We start from the raw sequence: 25480 nt of genomic DNA, 5'->3' as shown, positions 1-25480 counted from the left end.
GACGATCGCGCCTTTGTTCAATAACACTTTCGAGATTACTCATGAGTCAAGAGTTTATATTGTTCTGGGCTAATTCTGCCCGCTTCATATAAGGTTTGATTAATTTCGGAAATTTTCAAGACCGAATGAGCATTGTATCCTTTGGCTTTCAAGCGATCTTTTACCCCCTTTTCATGATCAATAAAGACAACAATATCTTCTACATTCAAGCCTTGAGATTCTATTTTTTCTGCCCCTTCGATCGCGCTTTTTCCACTAATTAAAATATCATCAATCACCACGACCGTTTCCCCCAGTTCAAAATGTCCTTCAATCACCCGTCGTGTCCCGTGGGCTTTCACTTCTTTACGGGGATAAATCATGGGATGATGTAACCGTAGAGATAACCCTGTTGCCGTGGGAAGCGCCCCATAAGGAATTCCTGCAATCCGATCAAAGGTTAACGTTTGTAGAATTTCCGAATAAGCGTTTAAAACTTGTTGGAAAATCTGCGGTTGAGAAATAATTTTTCTCAGGTCGATATAATAGGGAAATTTTTCACCAGAGGCTTGGATATAATCGCCAAACAAAATACAGTCAAGGTCATAGAGTTGTAAGATTAGATCTTGATGAGGATGATCCGTTAAGAAACAAACATCGCTCGTCCAAATTTGACAGATCTGATCTTTTTTGGCTACATCTTGACGAATTGCATTAATATTTTGATTGAGATCAATCATTGAATCTTCTAAAGTTTCTTGTCTTAAAAAATCTTGGGGAACGGGAATTAATAACCCGCTACCATGATGATTAAGACCCGCAGCAATGAGAGGGGCAATTTCTGTGGAATTCCAAAGACTACGAGATAAAATCAGACGTTCTGGGGCATTTTGACGCACTGTTCTGAGAATATTAGCATCATTTGTGCCAATTTCTAACGCCACTTGTTCCGATGTTCCCCACTTTTGCGCCTCTCTGACTAACTCTAAATATAGTGGAGAAGTGGCATGAGGATAGTCTTGAATCATGGAAGCCGTGGGGTTAGAAGTCCGACAGGTAACAAAAACAGTTTTATCTGGATGTAAGAGAAACGGCGCTGCTTGATCTTGTCCAGAGAGAGGATTAATAGTGATGCCATCAATTCCCCATTTTTCAAAGACCGTTTTGGCAACGAGAGTGCTAGTATTCAAGTCGCCATGTTTCGCATCTAGAATAATCGGAATTCTTGCAGGAATTAATTGTAAAATATTCTGCAAAAGTGCGAATCCTGATTCCCCCATTGCTTGATAAAACCCTAAAGTCGGCTTATAAGCACATACTTTGTCCTGTGTTTTTTCAATAATCAATGCTAACCAATCCTCAACCTTTTCTCCTTGAGGAATCATTTCTGGATTGGGATCAAGCGCTAGGATAAGTAGGGTATTATTTTGCGCGATCGCGCGTTCTAGTTTATCAATAAAATTCATCTAAGAACTAATCACTAAATCCTGAATCGGTTGTTGAATTAAACATTGCCAATAACAAGCGTAGAGATTCGGTTTTTGGACATCAATACTCGCCAAAGCAGGGGCAGCAGGAAAGGGCCAAACCCGATCAAAAATCAAGGTGTCATTTTGAAAGCCAAATTGCAATAAATAGACGCTAGGTTGAGCCGTAAACGCAAAGAGCAAATCATGTCCTAAGCGATAGAGAGGTTGACGTTTTTCATCTGGAAAATCAATCGGTTGTCGAAACCAATTCGGGAGTTGAGTTTCTCCAATCACTTCTCCATAAAGGGGGCCTTTTGCCGTATAAACAATGGGAAGCCAATAGTTCCCATGCCACACTTTCTTAATTTGATTCCCCGTTCGTAAATTTAAGTGTTTTTCCACCCATTTACGAGTCCCTTTAATATCCCGAAAAGTTTGGAATAACTGGGCATTAGGAAAATTAAATTGCGGGGGAAGTTCAATGGTTAAGGGACAACAAATCCAAGAGGGATCTTCAGGATCATACCAACTGGTTTGATGTAAAAGTTGATGGGCAGCAACAATCTTGACCATTGTCTCTTCTTTCGTTTCAGTAACAATGGCATCTTTTAAAGCAGCGCTCATGCGCTGAGTTGCTGGAGAGGTGGAAAGGATTGTCCCTTGGTTGGACACCTGCTGAGCGTTAATAATAATTAGAACCTTATACATTCCCGTAACGTAATGAGACAATGAGTGATACTAGCCTTAACCAAAAATGAAGTTTAGGGTGGGGAGAGGTAGCTTCGCGGGCCCCGAAGATTAGATGGCTGCCAAGATCGAGGTCAAATGAAAAACCGAACACAATCTTTAGTGACTACAAGCGCGGATCGCTTTGTTGGAAGTTAGGTAAGTCAATATCTTGATCATGAGAGGAACGATTTCTCACCGTTAAACGATACGTTAAAGTTTGAACTTGGGCTTGGAGTTGCTGATTTTCCCGTTGCAATTGTTCTACTTTTTCTTTGACTGGTTTCAGGCGCTGGGCAAATTTTTGACGGTACAGTTCGGGTAAATCTTCTAGCATTTTTTCCAAGTTTTTATTTTTTGCCATCAAGGTTTTGATTGTATTTTGTAGCTGATAAATTTCTTGATCCCGCGTTGTGATTTGCTGTTGATAAAATTGGACTTGTTCCTCAATTTCAGTGAGTTGAGCATTTAAGCGTTCAATTTGGGATTGTTCAGGATCTGCACCTACTGGGGGAGATGCAGCAGAAGTGGGATCTTTCACCAGCCGAAATAACTCTTGGGAAAGTTGATCAACCAGTTGATCCCGCAATTGTAATTCCCCTTGGAGATGGGCAATTTCGGCTTGGAGGGTTTCGAGATGAGAAGGTTCAGCCTGACTCACGATTCTAGATTTAGGAGTTCGTTTGCAACAAGGTTGAGATCAGTACAAGCACTTTATAGGTTAATTTAGCATTTTATAGGGGGGCTTAGTCCCTGACAGTGGGTTTGACAATAAACAAAGTTCATATTGGCTTAGGAAGAATGCAAAGACTCAGCACACTATTGGCTTTTTTAATAATCGCTTTCGCAATGATTTTCATGGCGGTGATCTCTATTCAAAATATTACCGCTATTTCTCTACAATTCTTATTTTTTCGATCCGTGGAAATTCCCTTTGGGGTGTTGCTCGCTTTTGGTTTCAGTGTCGGTCTCATTTTGGGAGCGATTCTCCCCTTGCTGACCCCTCTTGTCAGAATGAACAAGAATTGAGACTGCAACGGCTTAAAGCGCGTTGGATTCTTCGTTCTGCGACGTGACTTGCTCAGACAGGACTTGTGAGGACACGGATGCGGAGCTTGATTCCGCATCGTGAGATGTCCGTCCTACCTGAGTAGCGGTCTCATCTCCCGAAGGCTCACCTTCTTCAAGAAATGTTCAAAATAAACCATCTTTTCTGATTTCCAGTGTTTAGAATATGAAACACAGCATGGACAAGTTTAGATGGATTTGTTATGGCTTATACGTTTGATATTATTGGTGTTACCCCCATTACTCAATTTGTTCAATTTCAACACCAATTTTCTCGCCAACCAAATCGTAGCAAAACATATCTCGGGAGTTATGATTGTTCTTTAGATGGCTTAATCAAGGCAACGAAAATGATTCCCCATAAGCCCGATTGGGATTGGGATCAGGTCTTAGCAGAGATTGTTAATTTCTGGCTCCAATCAGAAGAGCCGATTCAACAGTGGAAGCAGGAATTAGCTGTGGTAGAAGAAGACAGTTTACTGGTGGGGCGGGTTGCCAATTCCGATTCTTTAAGGCAGGAGTTTGAGTCGCTCTTTTAACGATATGCTAGAAAAAGTCAAATGTCTGTCTAGGATCGAGTGAGTTTCATGACGAAAGGAAAAATTGTCGCGATCGCGACAGGTGCATTTTCAATTTTAATTGCGGTAGTTTATCTCATTTTGGTGTTTATCCTCGACAGTCGAGGCGAAATGAAACCCGCACCTGTGAGTCAACTTCCGCCACAGGTTCAACTGCACTCCGCAATTAATTGATTCAGTTGCCGTTGCATCTGTTCGACAACGCGATCGTAACACTGCTGAACATAAGTGGAATCTAGGGCTGAGTCTCTCCCATAGCGGTCAAAAATAATCGGTGGACAGACTCGCACCCGCACCTTTGCGGGGAGGGGAAAATTCATTAATGGCCCAAAGGAGATTCCCCAAGGTAAGCCTAAATAAATCGGAAACACTTCTGGATCAAGGTTAAACAGCCAAGGCAGATTAAAGGTCTCTAAAAACGCTTTCATCGGCTCATAAATATCGACTAACACAAATAAGGTTTCATGCGCTCCCCAAGACACTACGGGAATAATGGGGACGTTTTCTCGTAGGGCGAGTTTAATAAAGCCTTTACGACCGCAAAATTTAATCCGATCGCGCTCCCAATACGGACGAAATACATCTGGTCCTCCCCCTGGATAAACCAAGACACAAGCACCCCGGCGCAACGCGGGAATTGCCATTCGGGGATCGGCTCGGATCGCCCCCAGTTGGCTCGCCATTTCTGCGACAGGACGATAAACTTCCCACACATGACGGTGCATGAGCCCATAAGCGGGTCTTTCCATACCAAAATGACGAAACCAGTCATATAAGGTAATCATCATGTCAGGGGTAGCAAGCCCTCCATTGTGAGAGCCCACGATGAGAGCAGCACCGCTTTCTGGGATATTTTCCCAGCCATCGCTCTCCGCTTGAAAATAGTGGTCATAAAACCACTGACACTGAGATAACCAAGAGCGAATTGTTTTCGGGTCACGTTCATCTAATGACCAACCGGAAAGAGGGGAATCATTCACGCTGTTACTGTTTTTAAGGATTGGGCTGCGGTGACAACCTCTTGTCGAGCTTGTTGGTTAACGGTGAGAATATCTTCTAGGGAAGGAGTTTGAGTATTGTAATCGGCAGCGCGATCGCAGACTTTTTCGATTAAACGGGGAATATCTAAAAAGCTGATTTTCTCTTCTAAAAATAAACTGACTGCTTGCTCATTGGCTGCATTTAAAACCGCAGGCATTAACCCACCCGCTTGACCTGCCTTATAAGCCAACTGCATACAAGGATACTTATCATGATCGGGATCTTTAAAAGTCAGACTACCCGATTTTACTAAATCTAACGGTTCCCAATCGGTGTAAAGGCGATCTGGATAAGAGAGAGCATAGAGTAACGGTAACCGCATATCCGCCCATCCCAACTGCGCTAAAACCGAGGTATCTTGTAACTCAATCAGAGAGTGAATAATGCTTTGAGGATGAATCACAATCTCAATTTGGTCATAAGGGAGACCGAAGAGATAATGGGCTTCAATGACTTCTAACCCTTTATTCATCAACGTTGCCGAATCAATGGTAATTTTTTGACCCATAGACCAATTAGGGTGTTTGAGGGCATCCGCCACTTTCACGGTGGATAACTGTTCCACGGGTAAATCGCGAAACGCCCCACCAGAAGCGGTTAATAAAATCCGTCGCAACCCCTGATCGGGAACCCCTTGCAAACACTGGAAAATCGCAGAATGTTCCGAGTCTGCTGGTAATAACTTCACCCCATGCTTTTCCACGAGAGGTAACACCACGGGTGCGCCTGCGATGAGGGTTTCTTTGTTTGCCAAAGCAATATTCTTTCCCGCCTCGATCGCGGCTAAGGTTGGCAATAATCCCGCACAACCCACAATCCCCGTGACCACACTTTCTGCATCGCCATATTTTGCCACTTCCACAACGCCATCTTCCCCAGCCAGAATGATCGGTTCGTAATCTAATCCCGCTAGGGCTGCTTTGAGTTCTGGTAATTTTTCTGCATAGCAAGTGGCGACAATTTGTGGACGAAACTGCTGCACCTGTCGCGCCAATAGTTCAATATTATTTCCCGCAGCCAGTCCGACAATTCTAAATTCTTCTGGGTATTGTGTGGCAATTTCTAGGGTTTGCGTGCCAATAGAGCCAGTTGAGCCGATGACAGTAATTGATTTCATTGTTGATAGAGACGTTTTATGGAATATCTTTATATTATGAGTTGCTTGTTAGTTTATCATCCATAATTTTCAATCAAAGTGAAATCACGCGCACATTTAATCCCGCTTGTTGCAACTGTTGCTGAATTTCATCTACATTGGCGCGATCACGAAAAATTCCCACTTGCATCACTGCACGCCCTTGATACCGACTGGTGAAGGCATCTGGAACAATCTGTTTCACTCGCGTTTTATCACTGGCTTGCCGAATCTCCACCACAACCCGATATTGTCCCCCGACTGCTCTCACCCGCTCTTGTGGGGAAGCACCTGGACGAAAGGGATTGCCAGAAGGAATATTACCACTGGGAACGGGTAAAGCATTGGGATGACGAGACGTGGGTGAGGCCTTGGGTTCGACCACAAGCAGATCATCGAGACGGGCGCGATTATTGCGGGAAGAAGGATTGCGTCTGGTTGTGTTGGCATTGGGAACTGGATCAAGTTCAGGAAGATTTAACGGGGACGGTTGATTAGAGGGAGCATTATTATTCGGGAAGGGGCGAGGTGCTGTCCAAACTTGTTCGCGGGAAGACCCCAGAGATGGCTGCGGACTTGAATTTTCTACTGGTGAAGATAAATTACGGTTGAGAGGAAGCGGTGCTCTTTGGGCGACGCTTGCACTGACATCAACTTTCCCTGCGGTTTCTCCTGTGATTTGATTTCCACTAGCGGGAATCGTGTAAGTTTTCGTCAAGTTTTTAATAGCGTTTCCTCGATTACTGCGGAAAATATTTCTCCCCGGTTCTTCTGATGTCCCTAAATTCGGTCGAGATTGCGCGATCGCGACCAAGCCATCTTCTGTGGAAAGTGTCACCAGATTTTCCCGCAGAATGGGTTCGGCGTTCCCTTCTACCATAATGCCAATGCGATTATGCTTCAGTTCGTTGCCAATCAGTTGCGGACTTGCTTCTTGGGTAATGCTAATCCCGAAACCCGTGCGTTCAAAGGTATTATTTTTAACCGTGGGTTGGCTTTGTCCATAGATGACCATGCCATTGCCAGAATTACTGTAAAAATAGTTATTGAGAATGACGGCTCTGCCTCTGCCATTCACCGCAACCCCAGTGTTATCGTTTTGTTGAAAGGTATTTTTAAAAACCGTGGGACTTGCTCCTTCAATCCACACGCCAATTCCGCGATCGCGCTGATTCGTGACGCTGACCCCAGTGAGGGTACTATTGGCAAGCAGTGCCATAGCAACATTTTGTCCCGCCCCAGTGGGACTATTCAAGTCTCCTCCCCCTTTAATTTTGACGTTATAGCCTTGATTATTGGGGTTACCTCGAATTTCAAGGGATTTTCTGACAATAATAGGGAAGGATTCTCCTGTTTCCTCGCTGTAAGTGCCATCAGCCAGTTGAATCACTGCTTGAGCAGGGGCAGCAGCGATCGCGCGGGTTAAGGTTTGATAAGGACGATCACGACTTCCTTTCCCGTTTTGATCATTCCCCAGATTGGGATTAACATAGACAACTGTTTTTGTGGTTTGAGCGTGCACTGAGTTCATCATCGCTGGGGCGACCAGACTTGGAAACAAGCTACTCAGGGCGATGATAAGGGATAAACTGGGGTGAGTGAGACGGTTCACGGTAGCTCTCCTTTTGAAGTGAAAAACGACTTAATCTCTTTCTCCCACTGCGGTCAAAGTGCGTCCACCAAAAATGGCTTCAGCGTGACGATAATATTTGAACTCCAGCAGGTTATAAAAGGGGTCTTCTAAAAAGAAGGTTTGATGTTCAGTAAGTTCCCCTGGAAAGCGATGTTTTGGAGTTTGGTAAACTTTTAGTTCTTGAGTGCTGGCTCGTTTCCAAACTGCTTCCCAATCTGCTTCTGTGGGAAAAATCATGCCAAAATGGCGGGGATAAATTCCGTTTTGTGGGGTTAATTCTTCAGTTGTCACGTGAGCCACCAATTGATGTCCGTAGAAGTTGAGAATCACAGCGCGATCGCTTTCTCTTCCCACTTCACAACCTAATCCATCCACATAAAAGGTCTTAGCTGTTGTAATATTTTTAACTGGAATCGCGAGATGAAAAATCGGAGTATTCATAGCTTTCTCCTCTTGCTAATCGACAGCGCGATCGCCTACCATTGTGGCAAATTTAATCTAAAACTGCGCAATGAGCAACCTCCCTCCCGTTTTCATGCCTTGGCTTGTCGCGATCGCGCTTAACACCATCTTATGCGGGATTGCAGTTATCGCTCCGAAAAAACTATTAACCCCTCTTGGACTGGCGAATGCGTGGTTATTAGGGGTGATAATTTGGGGAACATTAGGTTGGCAAGGCTACACGGTTGTCATGTTTTATTTTCTGGTGGGATCCGCCGTGACTCGCATTGGCTTAGCCCAAAAAGAAGCCGCTGGGATTGCTGAGAAACGGTCTGGGGCGCGAGGACCAGAAAATGTTTGGGGATCGGCATTAGTGGCGACGGTGTGCGCGTTGGGAGTAATGCTGAATCAAATCAGCGATTTCGGAATCATTCCCACACCTATTTTATTATTAGCGTATGTCGCCAGTTTTAGTACCAAATTATCGGATACAACCGCCAGTGAAGTGGGGAAAGCCTACGGAAAACGCACCTTTTTAATTACGAGTTTAAAACCCGTTGCCCCCGGAACCGAAGGAGCAGTGAGTTTAGAAGGAACATTAGCTGGATTGTTCGCTTCCGCCGTTATTGCTGTTGTGGGGTGGAGTGTCGGATTAATGTCAAGTTTCGGGATTTTATACTGTATCGTTGCTGCTTTTATTGCCACTAATTTAGAAAGTTTAATTGGAGCAACTTTACAAGAAAAATTCGACTTTTTAACCAATGAAGTCGTTAATATTATTAACACCTTTTTCGGGGCAGTTATTGCCAGTATATTGTTTGTTATCCTGACTAACTTTTATTGAGATGAAATGATAGCAGTCCTAATACTGATGCAAAAAGTCGTAGGGTGGGCATTGCCCACCGTACAATGGATGGAGTCCTTCTTTTTTAAAAGTGTTTTAAACAAACCAACAAGTTTTTTTGATTGCTTTTTCTAAGGTTTTTTTGTAATCTCTTTCCTTCACCTCATACGCACCAAAACGAGCTAGATGAGGATTTTGCATTTGGGCATCAAACAGTAAAAATCCTCTAGATTGTAAATGCTCGACTAATTTCACTAAAGCAACTTTTGATCCCTCTGGAATCTGATAAAACATCGATTCTCCAATAAAAGCACCTCCAATAACAATACCTAAAACTCCTCCAGCTAATTGATTCCCATGCCACGTTTCAAAACTAAAAGCAAATCCCGCTTGATAGAGTTGCCAATAAACCGACTTTAAATCAGAAGAAATCCAAGTTGTTTCTCGGTCAGAACAGCCATCACAAACCGCAGCAAAATCACGATTAATCGCCACTTCAAATCGATTTTGATTAATTACTCGTCGCAGAGATTTAGGATAACGAAACCTTTCATCAAGAGGAATCACGGCATGAGATCGACTAGCATACCAACCGAGTCCGCCGTTGTCATCTGCCATTAAAAAAAGCCCTTGGGAATATCCCGAAATTACATTTGCAATATCAACTTCCATAAATTAATCCTATTGAAATGCTAATGAAATGACAATGAACCGTATAGAAATCACGGAGTAAAAATTATGGCGTATTGCCAAGCATTTTCTGAAATCTTTCGCCATACCAGACTATCAATTCCCCTGGGGGGGATAGGGATTACATAAACCAAAAATCTACCTTATCATCGTTCCCAGAACTTGATTTTGCTTAACGAGGTTGAACATCATGGCTTATGAACTTCCCCCACTCCCTTATGATTACACCGCTTTAGAACCTGCCATTTCTAAATCTACACTCGAATTTCATCACGATAAACACCATGCGGGTTATGTCAACAAATTTAATGCTGCAGTTGAAGGAACAGAGTTAGACAGTAAGCCGATTGAAGACGTGATTAAAATGGTTGCCAGTGATGAAAGTAAAACCGCAATCTTTAATACTGGCGCACAGGCTTGGAATCATACCTTTTACTGGAATTCCATGAAGCCCAATGGTGGCGGAACGCCTACAGGGGAACTTGCACAAAAAATTGATGCGGACTTTGGCAGTTTTGAAAAGTTTAAAGAAGCCTTTAAATCTGCCGGAACTGGTCAATTTGGTAGCGGTTGGGCTTGGTTGGTTTTAGATCAAGGAATCCTGAAAGTCACAAAAACCTTGAATGCGGATAACCCCTTAACTAAAGGACAAATCCCGCTTTTAACAATGGATGTGTGGGAACACGCTTATTATTTAGATTATCAGAATCAGCGTGGAACTTACATTGATGCTTTCTTAGATCAGATTGTCAATTGGGAATTTGCTGCAGAAAATTTTGCTAAGGCAAAATAGTAATCAGTTATTCTTAATGTAAGCAATACCATTTTGATCGACTAATGCTACCTACTGATCCCCCCAACCTCCCTTTCAAAAGGGAACGGGGGATTGAATATCACTGAACTTTCTTTAAATGGTACTGTCACTGAACTTTGATTTACTAGAGTCAAATCGAATGACAATTATTTTTGACCCCCACTATCCCAAAAAAGTCCTTGCCTTTTCTTATTACGATTTCACCATTGAAATTTGTATTGATGAGGATGAAGATGGGATTACTTATTCCGCATGGATTGGATATGATTATGGTTGGGCAATGGCAACGCCTGCAGCAAATACTAAAAACCAAGCGATTCGAGAAGCGAAAAAATGGGTTGATCTGAAGCGAAAAACTCATGGCTAACAATACCAATGCTATAACCCACTACACAAGTTAATAACAAAATGCTTAAGGCTTGCCAACGGGGGAATCTAGCCCGTTGTAAGTCTAATCGAAATAATGTTCCTGCTGCAAGTAAGACTAAAACACGGGCAAAAATGTGAATCCAAGTAATCGCAAAAACAAAACCCAAGGAAAACATTAAAACCGTTATAAAGGCACGTTTATCTGAAGTTAACCAACTGCCAAAAAAGACTTCAATTAAGGTTAACGGGGCGGTTAATCCCGCATCCATTAGTAATAAAAAACTCCCTGCAATTAACCAAACCCAAAATGCTTCTGTCGCGGTCGAAACAACCCAACCAAAAACAGTACAAGCAAGGAGTAGCAAGACAAAGGAAATGAAGGGAATTTGGCGCATAATCAATTAAGTTTGTTCACTAAAAAAAAAGAGACGCACTCATCAAGAATGCGCCTCATCATCCGAATTTATAATTTTTTAAGACATCGCTTGGATAATATAGTCGAAGTAGGGGGCTGCTTCTTGGGCTTCTTCGGCACTGAGTAAACCGAGAGACGCATCTTTTAAGCAACGAATCGCATCCGCCATGCCTGGGACAGGAACATCTAACGCATTATACATTTCCCGAACACCAACTAAGCCAATGCTTTCGATGGGCTGTTTATCCCCAGCAACAATGCCATAAGTGATTAAACGCAAATACCAACCGTAATCGCGAATGCAGAGAGACCGTTCCCGAGACCCAAAAGCATTTCCGCCAGGGGCAATATATTCGGGATGGAGTTTCCAGAGTTGTTTACTAGCTTGGTCAACGATTTTCTTTTCGTTTTCAGCTAAAGTTTGCGCGATTTGCATACGCTGTTCACCAGTTTTGAGGAATTCTTGGATTACTTTCAGTTCGCCACTGGTGGGATAACGCAGTTCGTCGTCAGCTTTGAGGATAACTTCACTAATTACACTCATGATTTTATGATCGTATTAAATTATGTCGGGTAAGTCTAGGATATCACCACCAGAGAGCTATTCTCATGTAGAAAAATTGCGTTTTAAGCTGGTGGTGAAAGGGAGAGAGAAAATTAAGTTGCAGGGGTTAAACCACTATGTCTTAACAAGGGTTCGGTTTGCGGTTCTCGTCCCCGGAACTCTTTGAACACTGACATGGGATGCAACGATCCGCCTAAGGCTAAAACCGTATCGCGGAACTGTTTCCCGACTTTGGCAAGTGCCATATCATCATCTAAGCCCGCTTCTTCAAAGGCAGCAAAGGCATCAGCACTGAGGACTTCCGCCCATTTGTAGCTATAATACCCAGCTGCATATCCCCCAGCAAAGATATGTCCAAAACTGCATAAGAAAGCATCTTCGGGAAGCGGACGCATGACAGTGGTCGTTTCCGCAACGCGATCGCGCACATCAAAGGCAGTTTCGTTACCATCGGGATCATAATGGGCGTGCAGTTCCAAATCGAGGAAACTAAAGTGCAGTTGTCGTAACATCATGGAACCACTGCGATAAGTTCGCGCTGCCAAAAGTTTTTGATAGTATTCTTCAGGTAACGGTTCCCCCGTTTCATAATGTTTCGCCATGGAGAATAACGTCGGGCGATGATAACACCAGTTTTCCATGAACTGACTCGGTAACTCCACCGCATCCCATTCCACATTATTAATCCCAGCAGCACCTGGATAATCCACTTGCGTCAACATATGCTGTAAGCCATGTCCAAACTCATGGAAGAGAGTTTCCACTTCTTCAAAGGTCATCAGACTGGGTTGACCATCCACAGGGGGAGTTTGGTTACAAGTGAGATACGCCACGGGTAAACGCGTGGTTTCATCCCCATTACTGGCTTTCATTTTTCGGCGGTTAATACATTCATCCATCCACGCCCCACCGCGTTTTTCAGCAGGGCGAGAAAAGGGATCAAGATAGAAATGGGCAATGGGGTTGCCATCGTGATCTTGAATGCGAAAATAGCGGACATCCTCATGCCAAACTGGGGCTTCTCCATCCGCAGCCGTAATCGTCACACCAAACAAGTGTTGCGTAATGCTAAACAAGCCATTTAACACTTGCGGTAACGGGAAATAAGGACGTAACTCTTCCGCGTTAAAAGCAAACTTCTCTTCCCGTTGACGTTCCGCCCAATACTGAATATCCCAATGTTTCAAGTCATCGGCTTCCGCTGCACCCTTACTTTTCGCAAAGGCTTTTAATTCTTCATGTTCAGCAACTGCTGCATCATAACTCGCCTGACGCAACTCCTCTAGAAGTTTTTCCACCGCTTCCACACTCGGTGCCATTTTTCGGGCTAAACTCAAGCGGGCATAGTTTTCAAAACCGAGAATATGGGCTTTCTCTTTCCGTAACGTCAGAATGCGCTGAATAATCGGTTGATTGTCTAATTCCCCACTAGAAGCGCGAGTAATAAACGCCCGATAAACTTTTTCCCGCAAGTCTCGCCGTTGACTATGCTTCAGGAAAGGCACAAAACTGGGAAAATCAAGAGTAATCACCCAAGGACCCTTTTCCGCCGTTGCATTTTCTTCTCCCTCCTGACGGGCAGTTTGCGCGGCTAAATTGAGCGCACTTTGCGGTAAACCTGCCACTTCTTCGGGGGTAGTCAGTTTCAGCTTAAAGGCTTTCGTTGCATCCAGCACATGATTGGAAAATTGCGTGGAAAGGTCTGCTAACTCCAATTGAATCGCATTAAACCGTTCCTTGGTTTCCCCTTCTAACCCCACACCAGAGAGTTCTGCATCTTGCAAAGAAGACTCCACAATCCGTTTTTGGGCATCATCCAAACGATTCCACTCTTCACTATGGCGCAGCGCCTTAAACGCCTCATAAATGGGCTTACTTTGATTCAGCTTATTAATAAACCGCACCACCTCGGGTTGCACTGTTTCGTAGGCTTCCCGCAAGTCTTGGCTATTCTTCACGCCCATGAGATGGCTAACAATACCCCAACTCCAAGTTAAGCGTTCTTCAATTTCCGTCAGGGGTTCCACCACGCCCTCCCAAGTGGGTTGAACCGTCTGTTCCAATTCCGTCAGTTGGGTATCGAGTTCCGCTAACAGTTGTTGTATCCCACTCACCACATGCTGCGGTTCAATTTCGGGGAATGGGGGTAATCCTTCGCCAATGAGTAGAGGATTGGGTTTTGTCGCTGTCGTTGTCATACCGTTATTTGTGGCTCACTTGTTCTTTATTTCTCACGATAGCGCGATCGATAAGTGAGGCGAAGAAGTAGAACCAGTAATCAAGTGCTAGGATATTTTTTACAGACTTCTTAAGAAAGTAGTTAAATCGGCGGATGGATATTCCAAAAGGTTACAAGTTTATCGATTTATTTGCAGGGATAGGGGGGTTTAGAATTGCACTTGAAGATTTAGGGTGTCAATGTATTTTTACATCGGAATGGGATAAATTTTGTCAACAGACATATTTCGCTAACTTTAATGAAACACCACAAGGAGATATTACTCAAATTTCAGAAAAAGAGATCCCTGATCATGACCTATTAGTGGGAGGATTCCCTTGTCAGCCATTTAGTATTGCTGGTGTAACTAAAAATAATTCTCTCAATCTTAAACATGGGTTTGAACATATCACTCAAGGTAATCTCTTTTTTCATATTGTAAGAATTCTTAAATATAAGCAACCTAGGGCTTTCATTTTAGAAAATGTTAAAAACCTCTTAAGCCATAATAAAAAGAAAACTTTTGAAGTTATTAAAAATACTTTATCTAACGAATTAGGATACCAAATTTATTATCAAATCGTTGATGCTCGTTATATTGTCCCACAAAACAGACAAAGAATTTTTATTGTTGGCTTCAAACCTGCCTTAGAATTTGAATTTCCATATTTTACTGATCAACAACCGCAAGTTAAAGAGATTTTAGAACCTGATGTTCCTGATCAATATACCTTAAGTGATAAATTATGGTTATATTTAAAAAACTATGCTGAGAAACATAAAGCAAAAGGAAATGGTTTTGGATATGGTTTGGTTGATTTTGAGGGAATCACTCGTACTTTAAGTGCTAGGTATTACAAAGATGGTTCGGAAATTTTAATTCCTCAAGAGAACAAGAATCCCCGAAGACTAACTCCTAGAGAATGTTCTAGATTAATGGGATTTCCTGAAAACTTTAAGATTCCTGTTTCTGATAATCAAGCCTATAAACAATTTGGTAATGCTGTAGTCCCGCCTGTTGTAAAAGATATCGCTAGTCAAGTCATAAAAAGTCTTGAATCTAATCGGAAAATTAAAGCTCCCGCTACTTCAATTCAATTAAGCTTATTTTAGCTAATGTCTTATCAATTAGATAGATTGGAAAAAGATATACTCAAACAGTTCTCAAAAAATAAGAATCTACAACCTGTTCTTAAATAATCCGCAGCAAAGGGGAATGTTGAAATTTTTCGATAAGGCTTTTTTAGCTAAAGAATTACCTGAGATGCCATCAAGTTTTATTAATCCGCTTTCGACGTTGGTAGAATTTGTAAATAGAGAAATGGGTCAATGAACTTAATACATTAACACAGAAGTATGAATAGGGAATGAAATGCACGATTGAGTAAAGCTCCGCAACGCTCCGCGTCGATCGCGCTCCTCAATTCAAACAATTTCCCCAATCAATTTCTTGCTCTTTTCTAGCAGCAAACTCATCACTACTGGTCATTACATCAGCATATTTTCCCCGTAAGGAATGAATGAGTGCATATTTCTGATTGGGGTTTCGTCTCTGACGTAAAATTTCAAATAAGATGTCTTGCTCTTCTTCAGACAAAGTTTCTAGGGATTGAATAATCTCTTGTAACGTCATTCCTAAAGTCTCACTAATAACCAATCGCTGCTTACAATTATTATGACAAAGGAGCAGATCAGTTGTCATAGTTAAATAGAGCGCGATTGTTCATTATTCTAGCTATCTTTTACCAGTGGGAGGTGACGCATACGAACTCGACTCGGATGCGAATTACAGAAGGAGAATCGGCACCACTGAGGGCTAATAGAGCATGAAAGTCTGCATCAAGGGTAATAACAACTCGATTATTTATCATCTTTCGCTTTCTGGAGGATGTCTTGATCATCTGCTGCTGACAAACCGATTTCAGCAACATGAATTGTATTGATTCCAGCTTCAGAGAGTTGAGTTGCAGCAGAGCGAGGTAAGCCCTGATCAAGCAGCAGTCTCATTACTTTTAGGTAGTTCCATAATATAATCATCCAAGTAGGAAGAGGCAAAAATGAGTGCTTGTTGGAGGTCTTCCTCTTCTAACTCAGGAAACTCTTGAAATAGTTCTTGACGATCAGGATAGGTTGCAATTAATTCCAGCACTCGGCGCACCGTTAGGCGGAGATGACGAATGCAAGGTTGACCGTTCATACGGTTCGGATCGCTAGTAATACGGTCTAGTGTCATAAGAGTAATGCACTTGGATCAAGCAGTGATGCTGGAAAGTAGCGTTTTATTCTAAACTTTTTAAAATTATAACGAGTTGATCGAAAAAGGTTTGAACATTGAAGGAAATGCGCGATCGCGCAAAGCTCAGCGTCGATCGCGCTCCTGAATTAAATTGTAGGGTGGGCATTGCCCACCCTCTAACCCCTTCCGTTTTCCGAAGGTGTAATCTGTGACTGGTCGAAAATGGTATTAGAAATGACGGGGGGTTCACGACCTTTTTCTTATGAATTAATCAAAAAGTAAGAAAAAAGCATCGATCAATCTATGGGGTTGATTACTGGTGTTTATTGCCGTTAAAATTTTAACTGTCGTCTTGTCCGCGATCGACTAAGTCCGATAAGTGAAGACTAACTGCATTGAGATAATCTTCATCTTGAGCCGCTGCTGGTGCAAGTTCTCCCGCAGCGATCGCGCGGTTCACTAAGGTTTCTGCGTCAATTTGTCCAGTTGCGTAGGCTTGCTCTAAATTCCCATAGCTAGGTACTCCTTGGGATCTGAACTCACCCCGATAAGCAGAAGCGACGAGATTAAATGCTTCGGTACTGCGGACATTTTGGTGTCCTTGAACCCGAACTTGTTCATTTCCAGAAGACATGGCTTCTGCTTGTGCTGTTCCTGTAGCTCCTAAAGTGAGCAGTAAGGTGGTAAGAGTGCCGAGTGTCAAACGACGCATATCGCTGACAACCTCCTTTTCTTGGTTTTGCTTCATTTACTAAAATAAGTTCCGAGCCATGATCAAAACTTCCCACAAACGGATAATCTTAGGCAGTCAATTTTTCACTCTATGGTTATAGAATAACTTAAATCGACAATCAAAAAAGTGTCAACAACCGTTTGGCTGAGCGTCGCTGAGCTTCACTCAATTGCAGTCTCATTAATCAAGACAAAAGTCAAGGAAAATCATAAAGTTCACAATAAACAGTAATGTAAATTAACAATCAGTAACCTGAAGGAGTCGAACTGAAGTACAGCATATATGGTTTTAACAGCAGAAAAAACAAAGCTGCAAGCGTTACATACTCAATATGTGGAGGCGACTCAACAGAACTATCCCCATGCTTATGTCTTTTCTTTAGAAGAAATTATGGCAAATGTTGCTGCAAATACTGAACCCACTGATGATATCGACGCTTTAACGAAAAGTGTTCTCGAAGCAATGGTTTATACCGCGTCTAATACAATCGGAGAAATGGTTGAACGGGCAGAGGCGGACTTTGTGCGTCGTTTTGAAAAGATGAATCCTGAACAGCAACGGGTTTGCACTCAGTATCGCTTAAAATTCCAGTAAACGAATATCAGGCTCGCTCTGCGGGCTAGCTTCACCCCTCACTCACTTGGAACTGGTTTGAGCACAAAACCTCATAACGCCTTAATATAGCTTTTCTTAATCTGTTGAGCTACAAAGCGCGTCAGTAATATCTGTTGGGACGTTCCATGAAACGTCTGTACATTATTTGGTTCATGGTTAACTACTGTAACTGGTATTCCAAAGAACAAAATTAAGGAATTGCCAACGCTAAGTTGAAGCAATAGGATTAAAAATCATGTAATGCAAGAACAAAACAATTTTAATCAGCCAGACCCTTCAATTACTTTATCTTTAATCCCAATCAGTGTTTTGATTGCGCTGATGGTGTTTAATGTTGTCATCTTCAAAGATAACGCCACCTTTGGTCCCAATCAGCTTGCTTTGCTGATTGCCTCTTTAGTCGCTGGGATGCTAGGGGTGTTTTCCTTAGGGCTGTCTTATATTTATTTAGAAAAACAAGTGATTAAGTCGATCGCGATGGCGATGCAGTCGATATTAATCCTATTGGTGGTTGGATCATTGATTTCGATTTGGATTGCCAGTGGCATCGTTCCGCTAATGATTTATTATGGCTTAGAAATTATTAATCCGAGTGTGTTTCTTGCGGTTAGCTGTTTGGTGAGTTGTATTGTTTCCCTGTGTACGGGGAGTAGTTGGTCAACCAGTGGCACGATCGGCATCGCCCTGATTGCCATTGGTCAGACACTTGGAGTTCCCATGGGAATGGTTGCAGGAGCGGTTATTTCTGGTGCTTATTTTGGTGATAAAATGTCGCCGTTATCAGACACTACGAATCTTGCACCGGCAATGGCGGGGACAGACTTATTTACCCACATTCGCCACATGGTTTATACCTCAGGTCCGGCGATTGTTTTATCCTTGGTTGGCTTTCTGATTCTGGGCTTTTTCTACCAAGGGAGTGCCTTGAATAGTGACGCGATCGCGGATGTGCAAAGTACAATCATCAATAACTTTAATATTAATCTCTTGCTCTTGCTTGTTCCCTTAGCAGTGGTAACAATGGTTGCATTGAAAGTCCCAGCTTTACCTGCTTTGATTGGCGGAGTGCTTTTAGGCTGTTTAGCGGGTGTCATGTTTCAGCAAGACTTGTTAGGGAACATGATGGAGGGTGGCTTTTCTCTAGGGAAGGCTTATGGTGTACTGGTTACCGTTGCAGCCAGTGGCTTTAGTATTGAAACCGGAAACGAAGTCATTGACTCTCTCTTTTCCAGGGGGGGAATGGCGAGTATGTTGAACACCGTCTGGCTGATTATCTGTGCGATGGTGTTTGGCGGCATGTTAGAAGCCTGTGGGATGCTTCGCAAGTTAGCTAATGTGATTCTCGCTGGGGCAAGGGGTGCGGGAACGTTGATTGGTGCAACTGTTGCCACCTGCTTGTTTATCAATGCCACTGCTTCTGATCAGTATATCGCGATCGTGGTGCCAGCGCGGATGTTTCGAGCAGCGTATCTCAGAAAAGAATTGCATCCCAAAAACCTCTCCCGTGCGGTTGAAGATTCGGGAACCGTCACTTCTGTATTAATTCCCTGGAATTCTGGCGCAGCGTTTCATTCTGGGGTGTTAGGGGTTTCTACGCTGAGTTATCTTCCTTTTTGCTTTTTTAACCTCCTCAGTCCTATCATCTCTGTCTTTTTAGGCGTAATGAATTTAACCATTGATCGCATTCGATTAGAAACATTGGATGAAACTGAAATGTTGGTTTCAGAATCGGTTCGGTCTTCTGATTAAAAAAGAACTGAAGATCACCACTTGGACACACGACAATGTTGAAAATTTTACTGTATGTTGATGTTAATCAGCTTGACTATAATCTAAACTTTTTGAACCGCGCGATCGCGTATGCAAGCGCTTTAAACGGAAAGTTTTTACTGATGACCGTGCTTCCCGATTATGACTCATATTTTCTGAGTCCTTTGCTACCCGATCAGTTTAAAGAAAAAGCAGATGCGAAAGTGCGAGAAGCCCTTGAAGAGTTTGTTGCTCGTTACCTTCCCGAAGCGTTAATGGAGAATATTATCCTTCGCTATGGTTTAGTTCATACCCAAATTTTAGCAGTTGCGGAAGAAGAAAAAGTCGATTTAATTTTTCTCAACTGCGATCGCGCAGAACCAGTGGATTATTTATTAGGTACGATAGAAGGCAGAGTCAACCGTCGCGCCCCCTGTGACATTGTGTTTTTTCATCGTCGGTCTTAGCAACTATTATCGAGAGGGTTTATGTTTCAGCACTTTCTTCAAGATGCAACAACGCTGTTTGTTGTCATTGATCCAGTGGGGTTAGTTCCAGTTTTTATTGCCATTACTCAAAAAGAACCCCAAGTCAGTCGCCAGAGAATTGCTTTATTAGGGGTTGGCATTTCAGCGATTATTTTATTTGCTTTTATGATTGGCGGTCAAACTTTATTAAGCGCCTTAGACATTAGTTTACCAGCCTTTAAAATTGCTGGGGGATTACTGTTATTAATTGTCGGTTTACGCATGGTTTTAAATGAAGACGAACACTCAGCATCAACTGATCCTGAATCTTCCATCGATCTTGCTGTTTTTCCCCTCGCAACCCCACTCATCGCAGGGCCAGGCGGGATTATGACCGTTGTTTTATTGACTGATAATACCAAATTTGGCGCGATCGATCAGGCAATTACTTCCTTAGCCTTAATGACAGTCTTGATCTTTACTTATGTCGCATTACTCTTTGCGAATTTAATTCAGAAAGCATTAGGACGCACAGGGGTTAATGTTATTACTCGTATCTTAGGGTTACTGGTGGCTGCGTTAGCAACAGAAATTATTTTAGGAGGGATTCAAGACTATTTTCTGACGTTATAACTGAGCAAAATAGAGTGCGATTAGCTCAATCTTAGTCCGAGAAGAAGGTAAAGCGTAATCAGGAAATCTGAAATTGGGGTTTGCCATCAAACAAGAATTCATGTTATATTAGCAAAGCGTTCGGACGTATAGCTCAGTTGGTTAGAGCGCTACGTTGACATCGTAGAGGTCACTGGTTCGAGTCCAGTTACGTCCATTGCTTTCCAGATATCACCTAAATCCGTTGTACAAGATTTGTACAACCTTAAGCTAGCGTTATTAGTTAGTTTAATAGTTTTAGTGGGTATAGATAAGCTCAAGTTATAAATTAATGCGTGCGGTGCGATGCGTCTTGTCGCCTACCAAAAGCGAGGACGTAAAGTGTTTTATCACCTAGCGGATCACCACATCCTAGAGTTATATCAAGCGGTGGCTGAGCATCTGGATGAAAAATGATAACCTTTGATCACGAGCCTAGTTGCGCGATCGCGCTGAACTCAATTAGGCATTTACTTGAACGTCTAAATGAACCTCGTGTTTAATGGAAGAGGTTCAATAGGAAATCAGGTCGATTATTTGACAAATCAGTAAAAAACAATGGGCTTAAAGATTAGCGAAGTCTCTCATCAGTTAGGAGTGAATCCGCAAACGCTCTATTTTTATGAAAGGATTGGTTTAATTCCCTCCCCTCAGAGAACAAAAAGTGGTTTTCGCCTTTACAACGAAGAAGATATAGAACGCCTCTCATTTATCCTCCGTGTTAAATCATTGGGGTTAACCCTTGAGGAAATCAAAGAAATTTTAGCCCTGAAAGAGGGAGAATCGCTGACTTGTCAAGCGGTTTATGAGCGATTACAACAGAAAATTACCGAAATTGACCGAAAAATTAATCGCTATTCCCAATTACGAGCAGAACTTGTCCCTTTACTCAAACACTGTGAAGCCTATCTTGATCAAGATCGCGAATGTATTGCTCTTGATGATTTTTCCGAAACCCCTTGACCTTATACTACAGTATAAGGATTACTCTGAAATTAATCAGTTATTAATGAAGGGGAAATCTAACGATGAGTGCAATTAAAGCCGAAGTTTTAGGAACAGGCTGTAAAAAATGTCAGCAACTCGAAGCGAATGTGAAAGCTGCGCTGACTAATCTTGATTTAGAGGGAGACGTTTTCCATACCACTGATCCCATGCAAATTGCAGAACGAGGGGTAATGAAAACCCCCGCTTTGGTTATTAACGATCAAGTCGTAACACAGGGAAAAGTGCTAAGTGCTCAAGAAATTCAACCCTACTTAAAAGCCTAAACCCGATTAGGACATCTCGATTGAAGCCTCTCCTCAAAGACGGGGGGCGTGTATCTGTTCATTTTTCGTTATTAAGGAGGGAGAATCATGGAAAAATCGTCATTTTGGCGGGAAGAATGGAAACCGCTATCAGTTATTATTGGTGTTTTCCTACTGTGTTTCTATTTACCAGTCAATGTTTTACAGCAATCAGAACGGGTAGAACAAGCCTTCTGGGAAGCCCTTTATCTGGTGCGGTGGTATGCTCAAGAGCACGTTTTACTGTGTTTGATTCCAGCATTTTTTATTGCGGGCGCGATCGCGGTTTTCTTAGGTCAAAATGCTATTATGAAATATCTCGGTAGTAAAGCTAATCCCTTTGTTTCTTACGGGGTGGCTTCTGTTTCTGGGATTATTTTGGCCGTTTGTTCCTGTACGGTGCTTCCTTTGTTTGCAGGGATTTACCGCCGAGGTGCAGGGTTAGGACCTGCGATTACGTTTCTCTATTCGGGGCCTGCGATTAATGTTTTAGCGATTATTCTGACTGCAAAGGTTTTAGGAGTGCAACTCGGAATCGCCCGTGCGATCGGCGCGATCGCGTTTAGTATTATTATTGGCTTAGGGATGCAATTTGCATTTAAAGATGAACCTGATGAAAGAAATGGTTCAGCCATTCTCCCTGATGAAGAAGAAACCCGCCCCTTATGGCAAAATGCGTTATTTTTCGCGGTTTTAGTGGGAATTTTAGTCTTTGCGAATTGGGCAGAACCAGAAACTACCACAGGCTTTTGGTATAGGGTTGATTCCCTAAAATGGTGGCTGACAGGATTACTCGGTTTAGCCTTAGCTGTCATGCTGGTTGTCTGGTTTCATTTGAACCGAGGAAAGGTAATTTTAATCGCCGCGGTAACGTCAGTGCTGTCTTGGCAATTTAGTGAAACCCCTTTAGTTCCCTTTAGTGTTGCTGTGGTTGGTTTATCTTGGCTGACTAGCACTCATCAAGGAGAAGCAGGAGACTGGTTTGAGTCTTCTTGGGATAATGCCAAGCAAATTTTACCTCTTTTGCTGATGGGAATTTTAGTGGCTGGATTCTTATTAGGTCGTCCGCAACAGGAAGCTCTGATCCCTTCAGGATCGATTGTGCAGGCTGTAGGGGGAAATTCCTTGTTGGCTAATTTCTTTGCTGCAATTATCGGGGCATTTATGTATTTTGCTACACTAACGGAAGTTCCAATTCTACAAGGGTTAATTGGCAATGGGATGGGACAAGGACCTGCTTTGGCGTTATTACTTGCCGGTCCTGCCATTTCACTCCCAAATTTGTTGGTCATTCGCAGTCTTTTGGGGACAAAGAAAACAGCAGTGTTTGCTTTCCTTGTGGTGGTCTGTGCGATGTTGAGTGGCTTGATTTATGGAGGATTGGTTGGATAGTCAACGGTTTGAAAGGTTACTTGTTTGGTCAGGGGTTGATATAAAGTATAGGTCGATTTTTGGGGCGTATGTCCCACATTACCCACACCAATCACTCGACAAAATGCCAGGGTTTCTTGTGACGTTTGTTGTGTTTTTTCTAAGGTTCGGGTGCTGGAATCAAGACTTGCTCTTTCCACAGAGTAGGTAAAGGTTAACCCCGATCGCCCACAAAATAAGGTCTCTGCTTCTGTTCTGAGAACACGGTCACAGATTTGAATCGCTGGTGTTTCGGGAGTCAACTCGTCATCGTAACTTACGGTACTGCCATGAATGAGCAAACAGTCTTCTTCGTGAAAGCCAAAGTCCAGACTGCGTAACCATTGTACGGTTTCTCTGGAAACAGATTCCCATAACTTGAGAATCGCATCAGTCCCATAACGTTCTCGTAAGGCGACGGCTTCTCCAACACCACTGAAAGCATACAAATCAAAACATTGTTCTTCCCACCACCCCGTACACACTTGCGGTTTCACTTCATCGGCGTAAGGAAACTGAATCCGTTTCACTACTGCTTCATTATCGCCCTGTAACCCAATGATATCTCCTAGAATGTAGATCGCTGTAACTGGAATTTCTTGACCCTTAATATCAGCGAGAACCGCCTCATAAGCCTGTAAATTCCCTTCAATCCCGCTTAAAATCGCCCACTGTGTCATTGTTCCAGCTTCCTCACTTCTGACAAACATGAGTCGGATCATCTGCTTTTTCTGCAAACTCCAGACCTCGCGCTAACCGCCAAGCAAAAATCGGGGGCAGTCCTTGTTCTAAAATGGCTAAACAGGTTTTAGTGTAATTATAAGGAACTTCCCGCAACGTCACTTCTTCAGTTTCAGTATCATACAGAACATACGTCGCATCGGGTTTTCCGTGACGGGGTTCTCCTACTGACCCAGCATTGATAATTCGTTTCATCGGCGTGGTCAGGGTGTTGTTGCTCATTTTTTCGGGTTGTTGCACTTGCACCGATAACTTCATATTGTCTAACTTGCGAACATAAGGAATGTGGGTATGTCCACAAAACAAGGTATCCGCCCCTATGGATAAAACTCGTTCCAGTGCAATTAATCCTGCTGTATCAGGTAAGAGATATTCATGTTGGCTGTTGGGGCTACCGTGAACAAAACAGAGATTGTCTTCTTTCAGAATCATCGGTAAATTGGCTAAATAGTCCCGCACGTCTGATTTCAGAACCCGATTGGTCCATTCATGGGCAAGTTTTCCCCGTTTTTCTGCGATTTGCGAGGGATAACTACACTCACAAGCGTCTAACCCTTCCACCACATCTTCATCCCAACAGCCTTGACAGGTGGGAATCTCTAAATCCCGAATTAACTCAACTACTTCGTTAGGATAGGGACCATAACCGACTAAATCTCCTAAACAGTAAACGCGATCGGCTTTTTGGGCTTCAATGTCGGATAAAACAGCAGTTAAGGCTTCATAATTGCCATGAATGCAGGAAATAACAGCTAATTTCATAACGCGATCGTCTCCTGATAATAACTTTGATACTGGCTCAGGGCATGATCTGACAAGCAACTCTCCAGTAAAATCTGTTTAATAGTGCTTTCTTCCAAATTCCAGCCCACCACTTCCATTCCACTAAAACGATTCGGTCGCCCTTCCAACCACCGAGGAACATTTAACTCTCGATACTCGCTACCAGGAAGCGCATCGACAAAATCCATCTGGATCAGCGTTCCATCAGGAAGTTCAAAAAGACCTTTCGCCCGTTGCACTTGACCATAAGCACCCCCGATGATTTCCATCCAAATCGTTTCTAAGCTGGGCGGATCAAATACTTGTCCCGTTAAGGGGCGACACCAAATTTGAGGCGAGTCACCATATTGTGAGAATTGAACAGAATTGCCAGTAATGATTTCATCAGCCCAGTTTTGCCATTGTGACGATTCAGTTTCTGGGGGAACAACCGCCACCCGATGACAAGGAAAGGAAGTGAGAACAGGGGAGGCTAGATCCAAATAAAACCCTAATTCCACATAAACCACTGCTTCTTCCGAGAGTCTGCTGAGAATGGTTTGCGCTTCTGTGTCTTGAATCGTTTGTACCCAAGGAAAACGATAATTGATACCAGCGAGATCAACTGAAGCATTCCCTAAGCCTGGACAAAGGTAATAGGTGGGAGTAGCGGGTTGTTTTAAATACTGGCTAATCCAAGTGGTTTTCCCACTGCCAGAGGGTCCTGCTACTGCAATTAGAGAAGGAGAACTCATAATTTCAAAATGATAATCATTATCAAATTATAGTTTAACAGACTCTTGATCAGTCTGTTGGGTACCGCTATAGAGACTATTCCTAGT

Annotated in this window: 34 protein-coding genes, 1 tRNA gene and 1 pseudogene; 16 read left to right on the top strand and 20 right to left on the bottom strand. The window is 42.9% G+C overall.

What is annotated here, in order from left to right; genetic code table 11:
* Nucleotides 1-35: 35 nt before the first annotated feature.
* The 3 genes from PCC7418_RS12780 to PCC7418_RS12770 form a co-directional block, all read right to left on the bottom strand.
* Nucleotides 36-1445: a bifunctional orotidine-5'-phosphate decarboxylase/orotate phosphoribosyltransferase gene (locus PCC7418_RS12780; protein WP_015226607.1), complete on the bottom strand. Its 1410-nt coding sequence runs from the start codon at nucleotides 1443-1445 to the stop codon at nucleotides 36-38.
* Nucleotides 1446-2156 carry a hypothetical protein gene (locus tag PCC7418_RS12775; protein WP_015226606.1) on the bottom strand — a complete coding sequence of 237 codons (711 nt, stop codon included), beginning with the start codon at nucleotides 2154-2156 and terminating at the stop codon, nucleotides 1446-1448. It lies immediately after the preceding gene.
* 145 nt (nucleotides 2157-2301) lie between these two features.
* Nucleotides 2302-2835, bottom strand: coding sequence for an Npun_F5560 family protein (locus PCC7418_RS12770; protein WP_015226605.1), 534 nt, complete (start codon nucleotides 2833-2835; stop codon nucleotides 2302-2304).
* A gap of 610 nt (nucleotides 2836-3445) precedes the next feature.
* On the opposite strand from PCC7418_RS12770, the gene PCC7418_RS12760 reads away from it, so the two are divergent.
* Together PCC7418_RS12760 and PCC7418_RS20605 are read left to right on the top strand one after the other, a co-directional pair.
* A complete protein-coding gene (locus PCC7418_RS12760; protein ID WP_015226603.1) occupies nucleotides 3446-3781 on the top strand; it encodes a hypothetical protein in 336 nt (111 codons plus the stop codon).
* A 48-nt stretch (nucleotides 3782-3829) separates the two neighbouring features.
* The gene (locus tag PCC7418_RS20605; RefSeq protein ID WP_015226602.1) at nucleotides 3830-3994 is read left to right on the top strand and encodes a hypothetical protein; all 165 of its coding nucleotides are present in this window, start codon (nucleotides 3830-3832) and stop codon (nucleotides 3992-3994) included.
* Here the strand turns inward: PCC7418_RS20605 and PCC7418_RS12755 are convergent.
* From PCC7418_RS12755 to PCC7418_RS12740, 4 genes are all read right to left on the bottom strand, one after another.
* Nucleotides 3970-4800: a lysophospholipid acyltransferase family protein gene (locus PCC7418_RS12755; protein ID WP_015226601.1), complete on the bottom strand. Its 831-nt coding sequence runs from the start codon at nucleotides 4798-4800 to the stop codon at nucleotides 3970-3972. The two genes, PCC7418_RS20605 and PCC7418_RS12755, sit on opposite strands and share 25 nt — an antisense overlap.
* Nucleotides 4797-5978, bottom strand: a complete 1182-nt coding sequence (dxr, locus tag PCC7418_RS12750) for a 1-deoxy-D-xylulose-5-phosphate reductoisomerase (RefSeq protein WP_015226600.1) — start codon at nucleotides 5976-5978, stop codon at nucleotides 4797-4799. Before dxr ends, PCC7418_RS12755 begins: the two co-directional genes overlap by 4 nt.
* A gap of 73 nt (nucleotides 5979-6051) precedes the next feature.
* Entirely contained in the window at nucleotides 6052-7608 is a 1557-nt protein-coding gene (locus PCC7418_RS12745; protein ID WP_015226599.1) for a DUF1565 domain-containing protein, read from the bottom strand.
* A 30-nt stretch (nucleotides 7609-7638) separates the two neighbouring features.
* Nucleotides 7639-8070 carry a VOC family protein gene (locus tag PCC7418_RS12740; protein ID WP_015226598.1) on the bottom strand — a complete coding sequence of 144 codons (432 nt, stop codon included), beginning with the start codon at nucleotides 8068-8070 and terminating at the stop codon, nucleotides 7639-7641.
* Between PCC7418_RS12740 and PCC7418_RS20600 the strand changes: the two genes are divergently transcribed.
* Both PCC7418_RS20600 and PCC7418_RS12735 read left to right on the top strand, forming a co-directional pair.
* On the top strand, nucleotides 8050-8193 hold the full coding sequence (locus PCC7418_RS20600; RefSeq protein WP_171814913.1) for a hypothetical protein: 144 nt from the start codon (nucleotides 8050-8052) through the stop codon (nucleotides 8191-8193). The genes PCC7418_RS12740 and PCC7418_RS20600 overlap by 21 nt on opposite strands.
* On the top strand, nucleotides 8141-8914 hold the full coding sequence (locus PCC7418_RS12735) for a TIGR00297 family protein (RefSeq protein ID WP_015226597.1): 774 nt from the start codon (nucleotides 8141-8143) through the stop codon (nucleotides 8912-8914). The genes PCC7418_RS20600 and PCC7418_RS12735 overlap by 53 nt, the downstream gene beginning before the upstream one ends.
* Nucleotides 8915-9010: 96 nt before the next feature.
* Here the strand turns inward: PCC7418_RS12735 and aat are convergent, their stop codons facing one another.
* Entirely contained in the window at nucleotides 9011-9586 is a 576-nt protein-coding gene (aat, locus tag PCC7418_RS12730; protein WP_015226596.1) for a leucyl/phenylalanyl-tRNA--protein transferase, read from the bottom strand.
* A gap of 208 nt (nucleotides 9587-9794) precedes the next feature.
* Between aat and PCC7418_RS12725 the strand changes: the two genes are divergently transcribed.
* Complete coding sequence (locus PCC7418_RS12725) at nucleotides 9795-10397, top strand: superoxide dismutase (protein ID WP_015226595.1); 603 nt, start codon at nucleotides 9795-9797, stop codon at nucleotides 10395-10397.
* A gap of 160 nt (nucleotides 10398-10557) precedes the next feature.
* Nucleotides 10558-10785 carry a hypothetical protein gene (locus PCC7418_RS20275; protein WP_150107065.1) on the top strand — a complete coding sequence of 76 codons (228 nt, stop codon included), beginning with the start codon at nucleotides 10558-10560 and terminating at the stop codon, nucleotides 10783-10785.
* Here PCC7418_RS20275 and PCC7418_RS12720 read toward each other — a convergent pair.
* From PCC7418_RS12720 to PCC7418_RS12710, 3 genes are all read right to left on the bottom strand, one after another.
* On the bottom strand, nucleotides 10721-11182 hold the full coding sequence (locus tag PCC7418_RS12720) for a hypothetical protein (RefSeq protein WP_015226593.1): 462 nt from the start codon (nucleotides 11180-11182) through the stop codon (nucleotides 10721-10723). The genes PCC7418_RS20275 and PCC7418_RS12720 overlap by 65 nt on opposite strands.
* A 78-nt stretch (nucleotides 11183-11260) precedes the next feature.
* Complete coding sequence (locus PCC7418_RS12715) at nucleotides 11261-11746, bottom strand: allophycocyanin subunit alpha-B (protein ID WP_015226592.1); 486 nt, start codon at nucleotides 11744-11746, stop codon at nucleotides 11261-11263.
* A gap of 113 nt (nucleotides 11747-11859) precedes the next feature.
* Nucleotides 11860-13965 carry a M3 family metallopeptidase gene (locus tag PCC7418_RS12710; protein WP_015226591.1) on the bottom strand — a complete coding sequence of 702 codons (2106 nt, stop codon included), beginning with the start codon at nucleotides 13963-13965 and terminating at the stop codon, nucleotides 11860-11862.
* Nucleotides 13966-14099: 134 nt separating this feature from the next.
* Between PCC7418_RS12710 and dcm the strand changes: the two genes are divergently transcribed.
* The gene (gene dcm / locus PCC7418_RS12705) at nucleotides 14100-15098 is read left to right on the top strand and encodes a DNA (cytosine-5-)-methyltransferase (RefSeq protein WP_015226590.1); all 999 of its coding nucleotides are present in this window, start codon (nucleotides 14100-14102) and stop codon (nucleotides 15096-15098) included.
* Between the two features lie 307 nt (nucleotides 15099-15405).
* Here the strand turns inward: dcm and PCC7418_RS12700 are convergent, their stop codons facing one another.
* The 6 genes from PCC7418_RS12700 to PCC7418_RS19450 all read right to left on the bottom strand — a co-directional run bounded on the left by PCC7418_RS12700 (nucleotide 15406) and on the right by PCC7418_RS19450 (nucleotide 16969).
* Nucleotides 15406-15687 (bottom strand): hypothetical protein, encoded by a 282-nt coding sequence (locus PCC7418_RS12700; protein ID WP_015226589.1) that lies wholly within the window; start codon nucleotides 15685-15687, stop codon nucleotides 15406-15408.
* A gap of 40 nt (nucleotides 15688-15727) precedes the next feature.
* Nucleotides 15728-15856, bottom strand: a complete 129-nt coding sequence (locus tag PCC7418_RS21145) for a DUF5615 family PIN-like protein (protein ID WP_255348258.1) — start codon at nucleotides 15854-15856, stop codon at nucleotides 15728-15730.
* Nucleotides 15846-15992 carry a DUF5615 family PIN-like protein gene (locus tag PCC7418_RS20965; protein WP_235620700.1) on the bottom strand — a complete coding sequence of 49 codons (147 nt, stop codon included), beginning with the start codon at nucleotides 15990-15992 and terminating at the stop codon, nucleotides 15846-15848. The genes PCC7418_RS21145 and PCC7418_RS20965 overlap by 11 nt, the downstream gene beginning before the upstream one ends.
* Nucleotides 15976-16218 carry a DUF433 domain-containing protein gene (locus tag PCC7418_RS12690; protein WP_015226588.1) on the bottom strand — a complete coding sequence of 81 codons (243 nt, stop codon included), beginning with the start codon at nucleotides 16216-16218 and terminating at the stop codon, nucleotides 15976-15978. The genes PCC7418_RS20965 and PCC7418_RS12690 overlap by 17 nt, the downstream gene beginning before the upstream one ends.
* A gap of 46 nt (nucleotides 16219-16264) precedes the next feature.
* On the bottom strand, nucleotides 16265-16387 hold the full coding sequence (locus tag PCC7418_RS21140) for a hypothetical protein (protein ID WP_255348257.1): 123 nt from the start codon (nucleotides 16385-16387) through the stop codon (nucleotides 16265-16267).
* A gap of 174 nt (nucleotides 16388-16561) precedes the next feature.
* Nucleotides 16562-16969, bottom strand: coding sequence for a hypothetical protein (locus PCC7418_RS19450; RefSeq protein ID WP_051030548.1), 408 nt, complete (start codon nucleotides 16967-16969; stop codon nucleotides 16562-16564).
* A gap of 267 nt (nucleotides 16970-17236) precedes the next feature.
* Between PCC7418_RS19450 and PCC7418_RS12680 the strand changes: the two genes are divergently transcribed.
* From PCC7418_RS12680 to PCC7418_RS12645, 9 genes and pseudogenes are all read left to right on the top strand, one after another.
* Nucleotides 17237-17548 carry a hypothetical protein gene (locus tag PCC7418_RS12680; RefSeq protein ID WP_015226586.1) on the top strand — a complete coding sequence of 104 codons (312 nt, stop codon included), beginning with the start codon at nucleotides 17237-17239 and terminating at the stop codon, nucleotides 17546-17548.
* A 261-nt stretch (nucleotides 17549-17809) separates the two neighbouring features.
* A complete protein-coding gene (gene nhaC / locus PCC7418_RS12675; protein ID WP_015226585.1) occupies nucleotides 17810-19318 on the top strand; it encodes a Na+/H+ antiporter NhaC in 1509 nt (502 codons plus the stop codon).
* Nucleotides 19319-19353: 35 nt separating this feature from the next.
* Nucleotides 19354-19785, top strand: coding sequence for a universal stress protein (locus PCC7418_RS12670; protein ID WP_015226584.1), 432 nt, complete (start codon nucleotides 19354-19356; stop codon nucleotides 19783-19785).
* A gap of 21 nt (nucleotides 19786-19806) precedes the next feature.
* The gene (locus PCC7418_RS12665; RefSeq protein ID WP_015226583.1) at nucleotides 19807-20418 is read left to right on the top strand and encodes a MarC family protein; all 612 of its coding nucleotides are present in this window, start codon (nucleotides 19807-19809) and stop codon (nucleotides 20416-20418) included.
* A 122-nt stretch (nucleotides 20419-20540) separates the two neighbouring features.
* Nucleotides 20541-20614: transfer RNA gene (locus tag PCC7418_RS12660), tRNA-Val, on the top strand.
* A gap of 125 nt (nucleotides 20615-20739) precedes the next feature.
* Nucleotides 20740-20853 (top strand): annotated as a pseudogene (locus PCC7418_RS19900) (ArsR family transcriptional regulator); the annotation flags it as partial.
* 141 nt (nucleotides 20854-20994) lie between these two features.
* Nucleotides 20995-21399 (top strand): heavy metal-responsive transcriptional regulator, encoded by a 405-nt coding sequence (locus PCC7418_RS12655; RefSeq protein WP_015226582.1) that lies wholly within the window; start codon nucleotides 20995-20997, stop codon nucleotides 21397-21399.
* A 65-nt stretch (nucleotides 21400-21464) separates the two neighbouring features.
* Complete coding sequence (locus PCC7418_RS12650; protein WP_015226581.1) at nucleotides 21465-21707, top strand: thioredoxin family protein; 243 nt, start codon at nucleotides 21465-21467, stop codon at nucleotides 21705-21707.
* An 87-nt stretch (nucleotides 21708-21794) separates the two neighbouring features.
* Nucleotides 21795-23117 (top strand): permease, encoded by a 1323-nt coding sequence (locus tag PCC7418_RS12645; RefSeq protein WP_015226580.1) that lies wholly within the window; start codon nucleotides 21795-21797, stop codon nucleotides 23115-23117.
* On the opposite strand, the gene PCC7418_RS12640 is transcribed toward PCC7418_RS12645, so the two are convergent.
* From PCC7418_RS12640 to PCC7418_RS12630, 3 genes are read right to left on the bottom strand one after another with little or no spacing between them, the layout of a single operon-like run.
* The gene (locus PCC7418_RS12640; protein WP_041596655.1) at nucleotides 23096-23815 is read right to left on the bottom strand and encodes a metallophosphoesterase family protein; all 720 of its coding nucleotides are present in this window, start codon (nucleotides 23813-23815) and stop codon (nucleotides 23096-23098) included. The two genes, PCC7418_RS12645 and PCC7418_RS12640, sit on opposite strands and share 22 nt — an antisense overlap.
* Before the next feature lie 13 nt (nucleotides 23816-23828).
* On the bottom strand, nucleotides 23829-24638 hold the full coding sequence (locus PCC7418_RS12635; protein WP_015226578.1) for a metallophosphoesterase: 810 nt from the start codon (nucleotides 24636-24638) through the stop codon (nucleotides 23829-23831).
* A complete protein-coding gene (locus PCC7418_RS12630) occupies nucleotides 24635-25393 on the bottom strand; it encodes a hypothetical protein (RefSeq protein WP_015226577.1) in 759 nt (252 codons plus the stop codon). The genes PCC7418_RS12635 and PCC7418_RS12630 overlap by 4 nt, the downstream gene beginning before the upstream one ends.
* Nucleotides 25394-25480 lie beyond the last annotated feature (87 nt).

Source organism: Halothece sp. PCC 7418 (genome assembly GCF_000317635.1).
Lineage (GTDB): Bacteria > Cyanobacteriota > Cyanobacteriia > Cyanobacteriales > Rubidibacteraceae > Halothece.
This window is presented reverse-complemented; position numbering and strand designations above follow the sequence as displayed.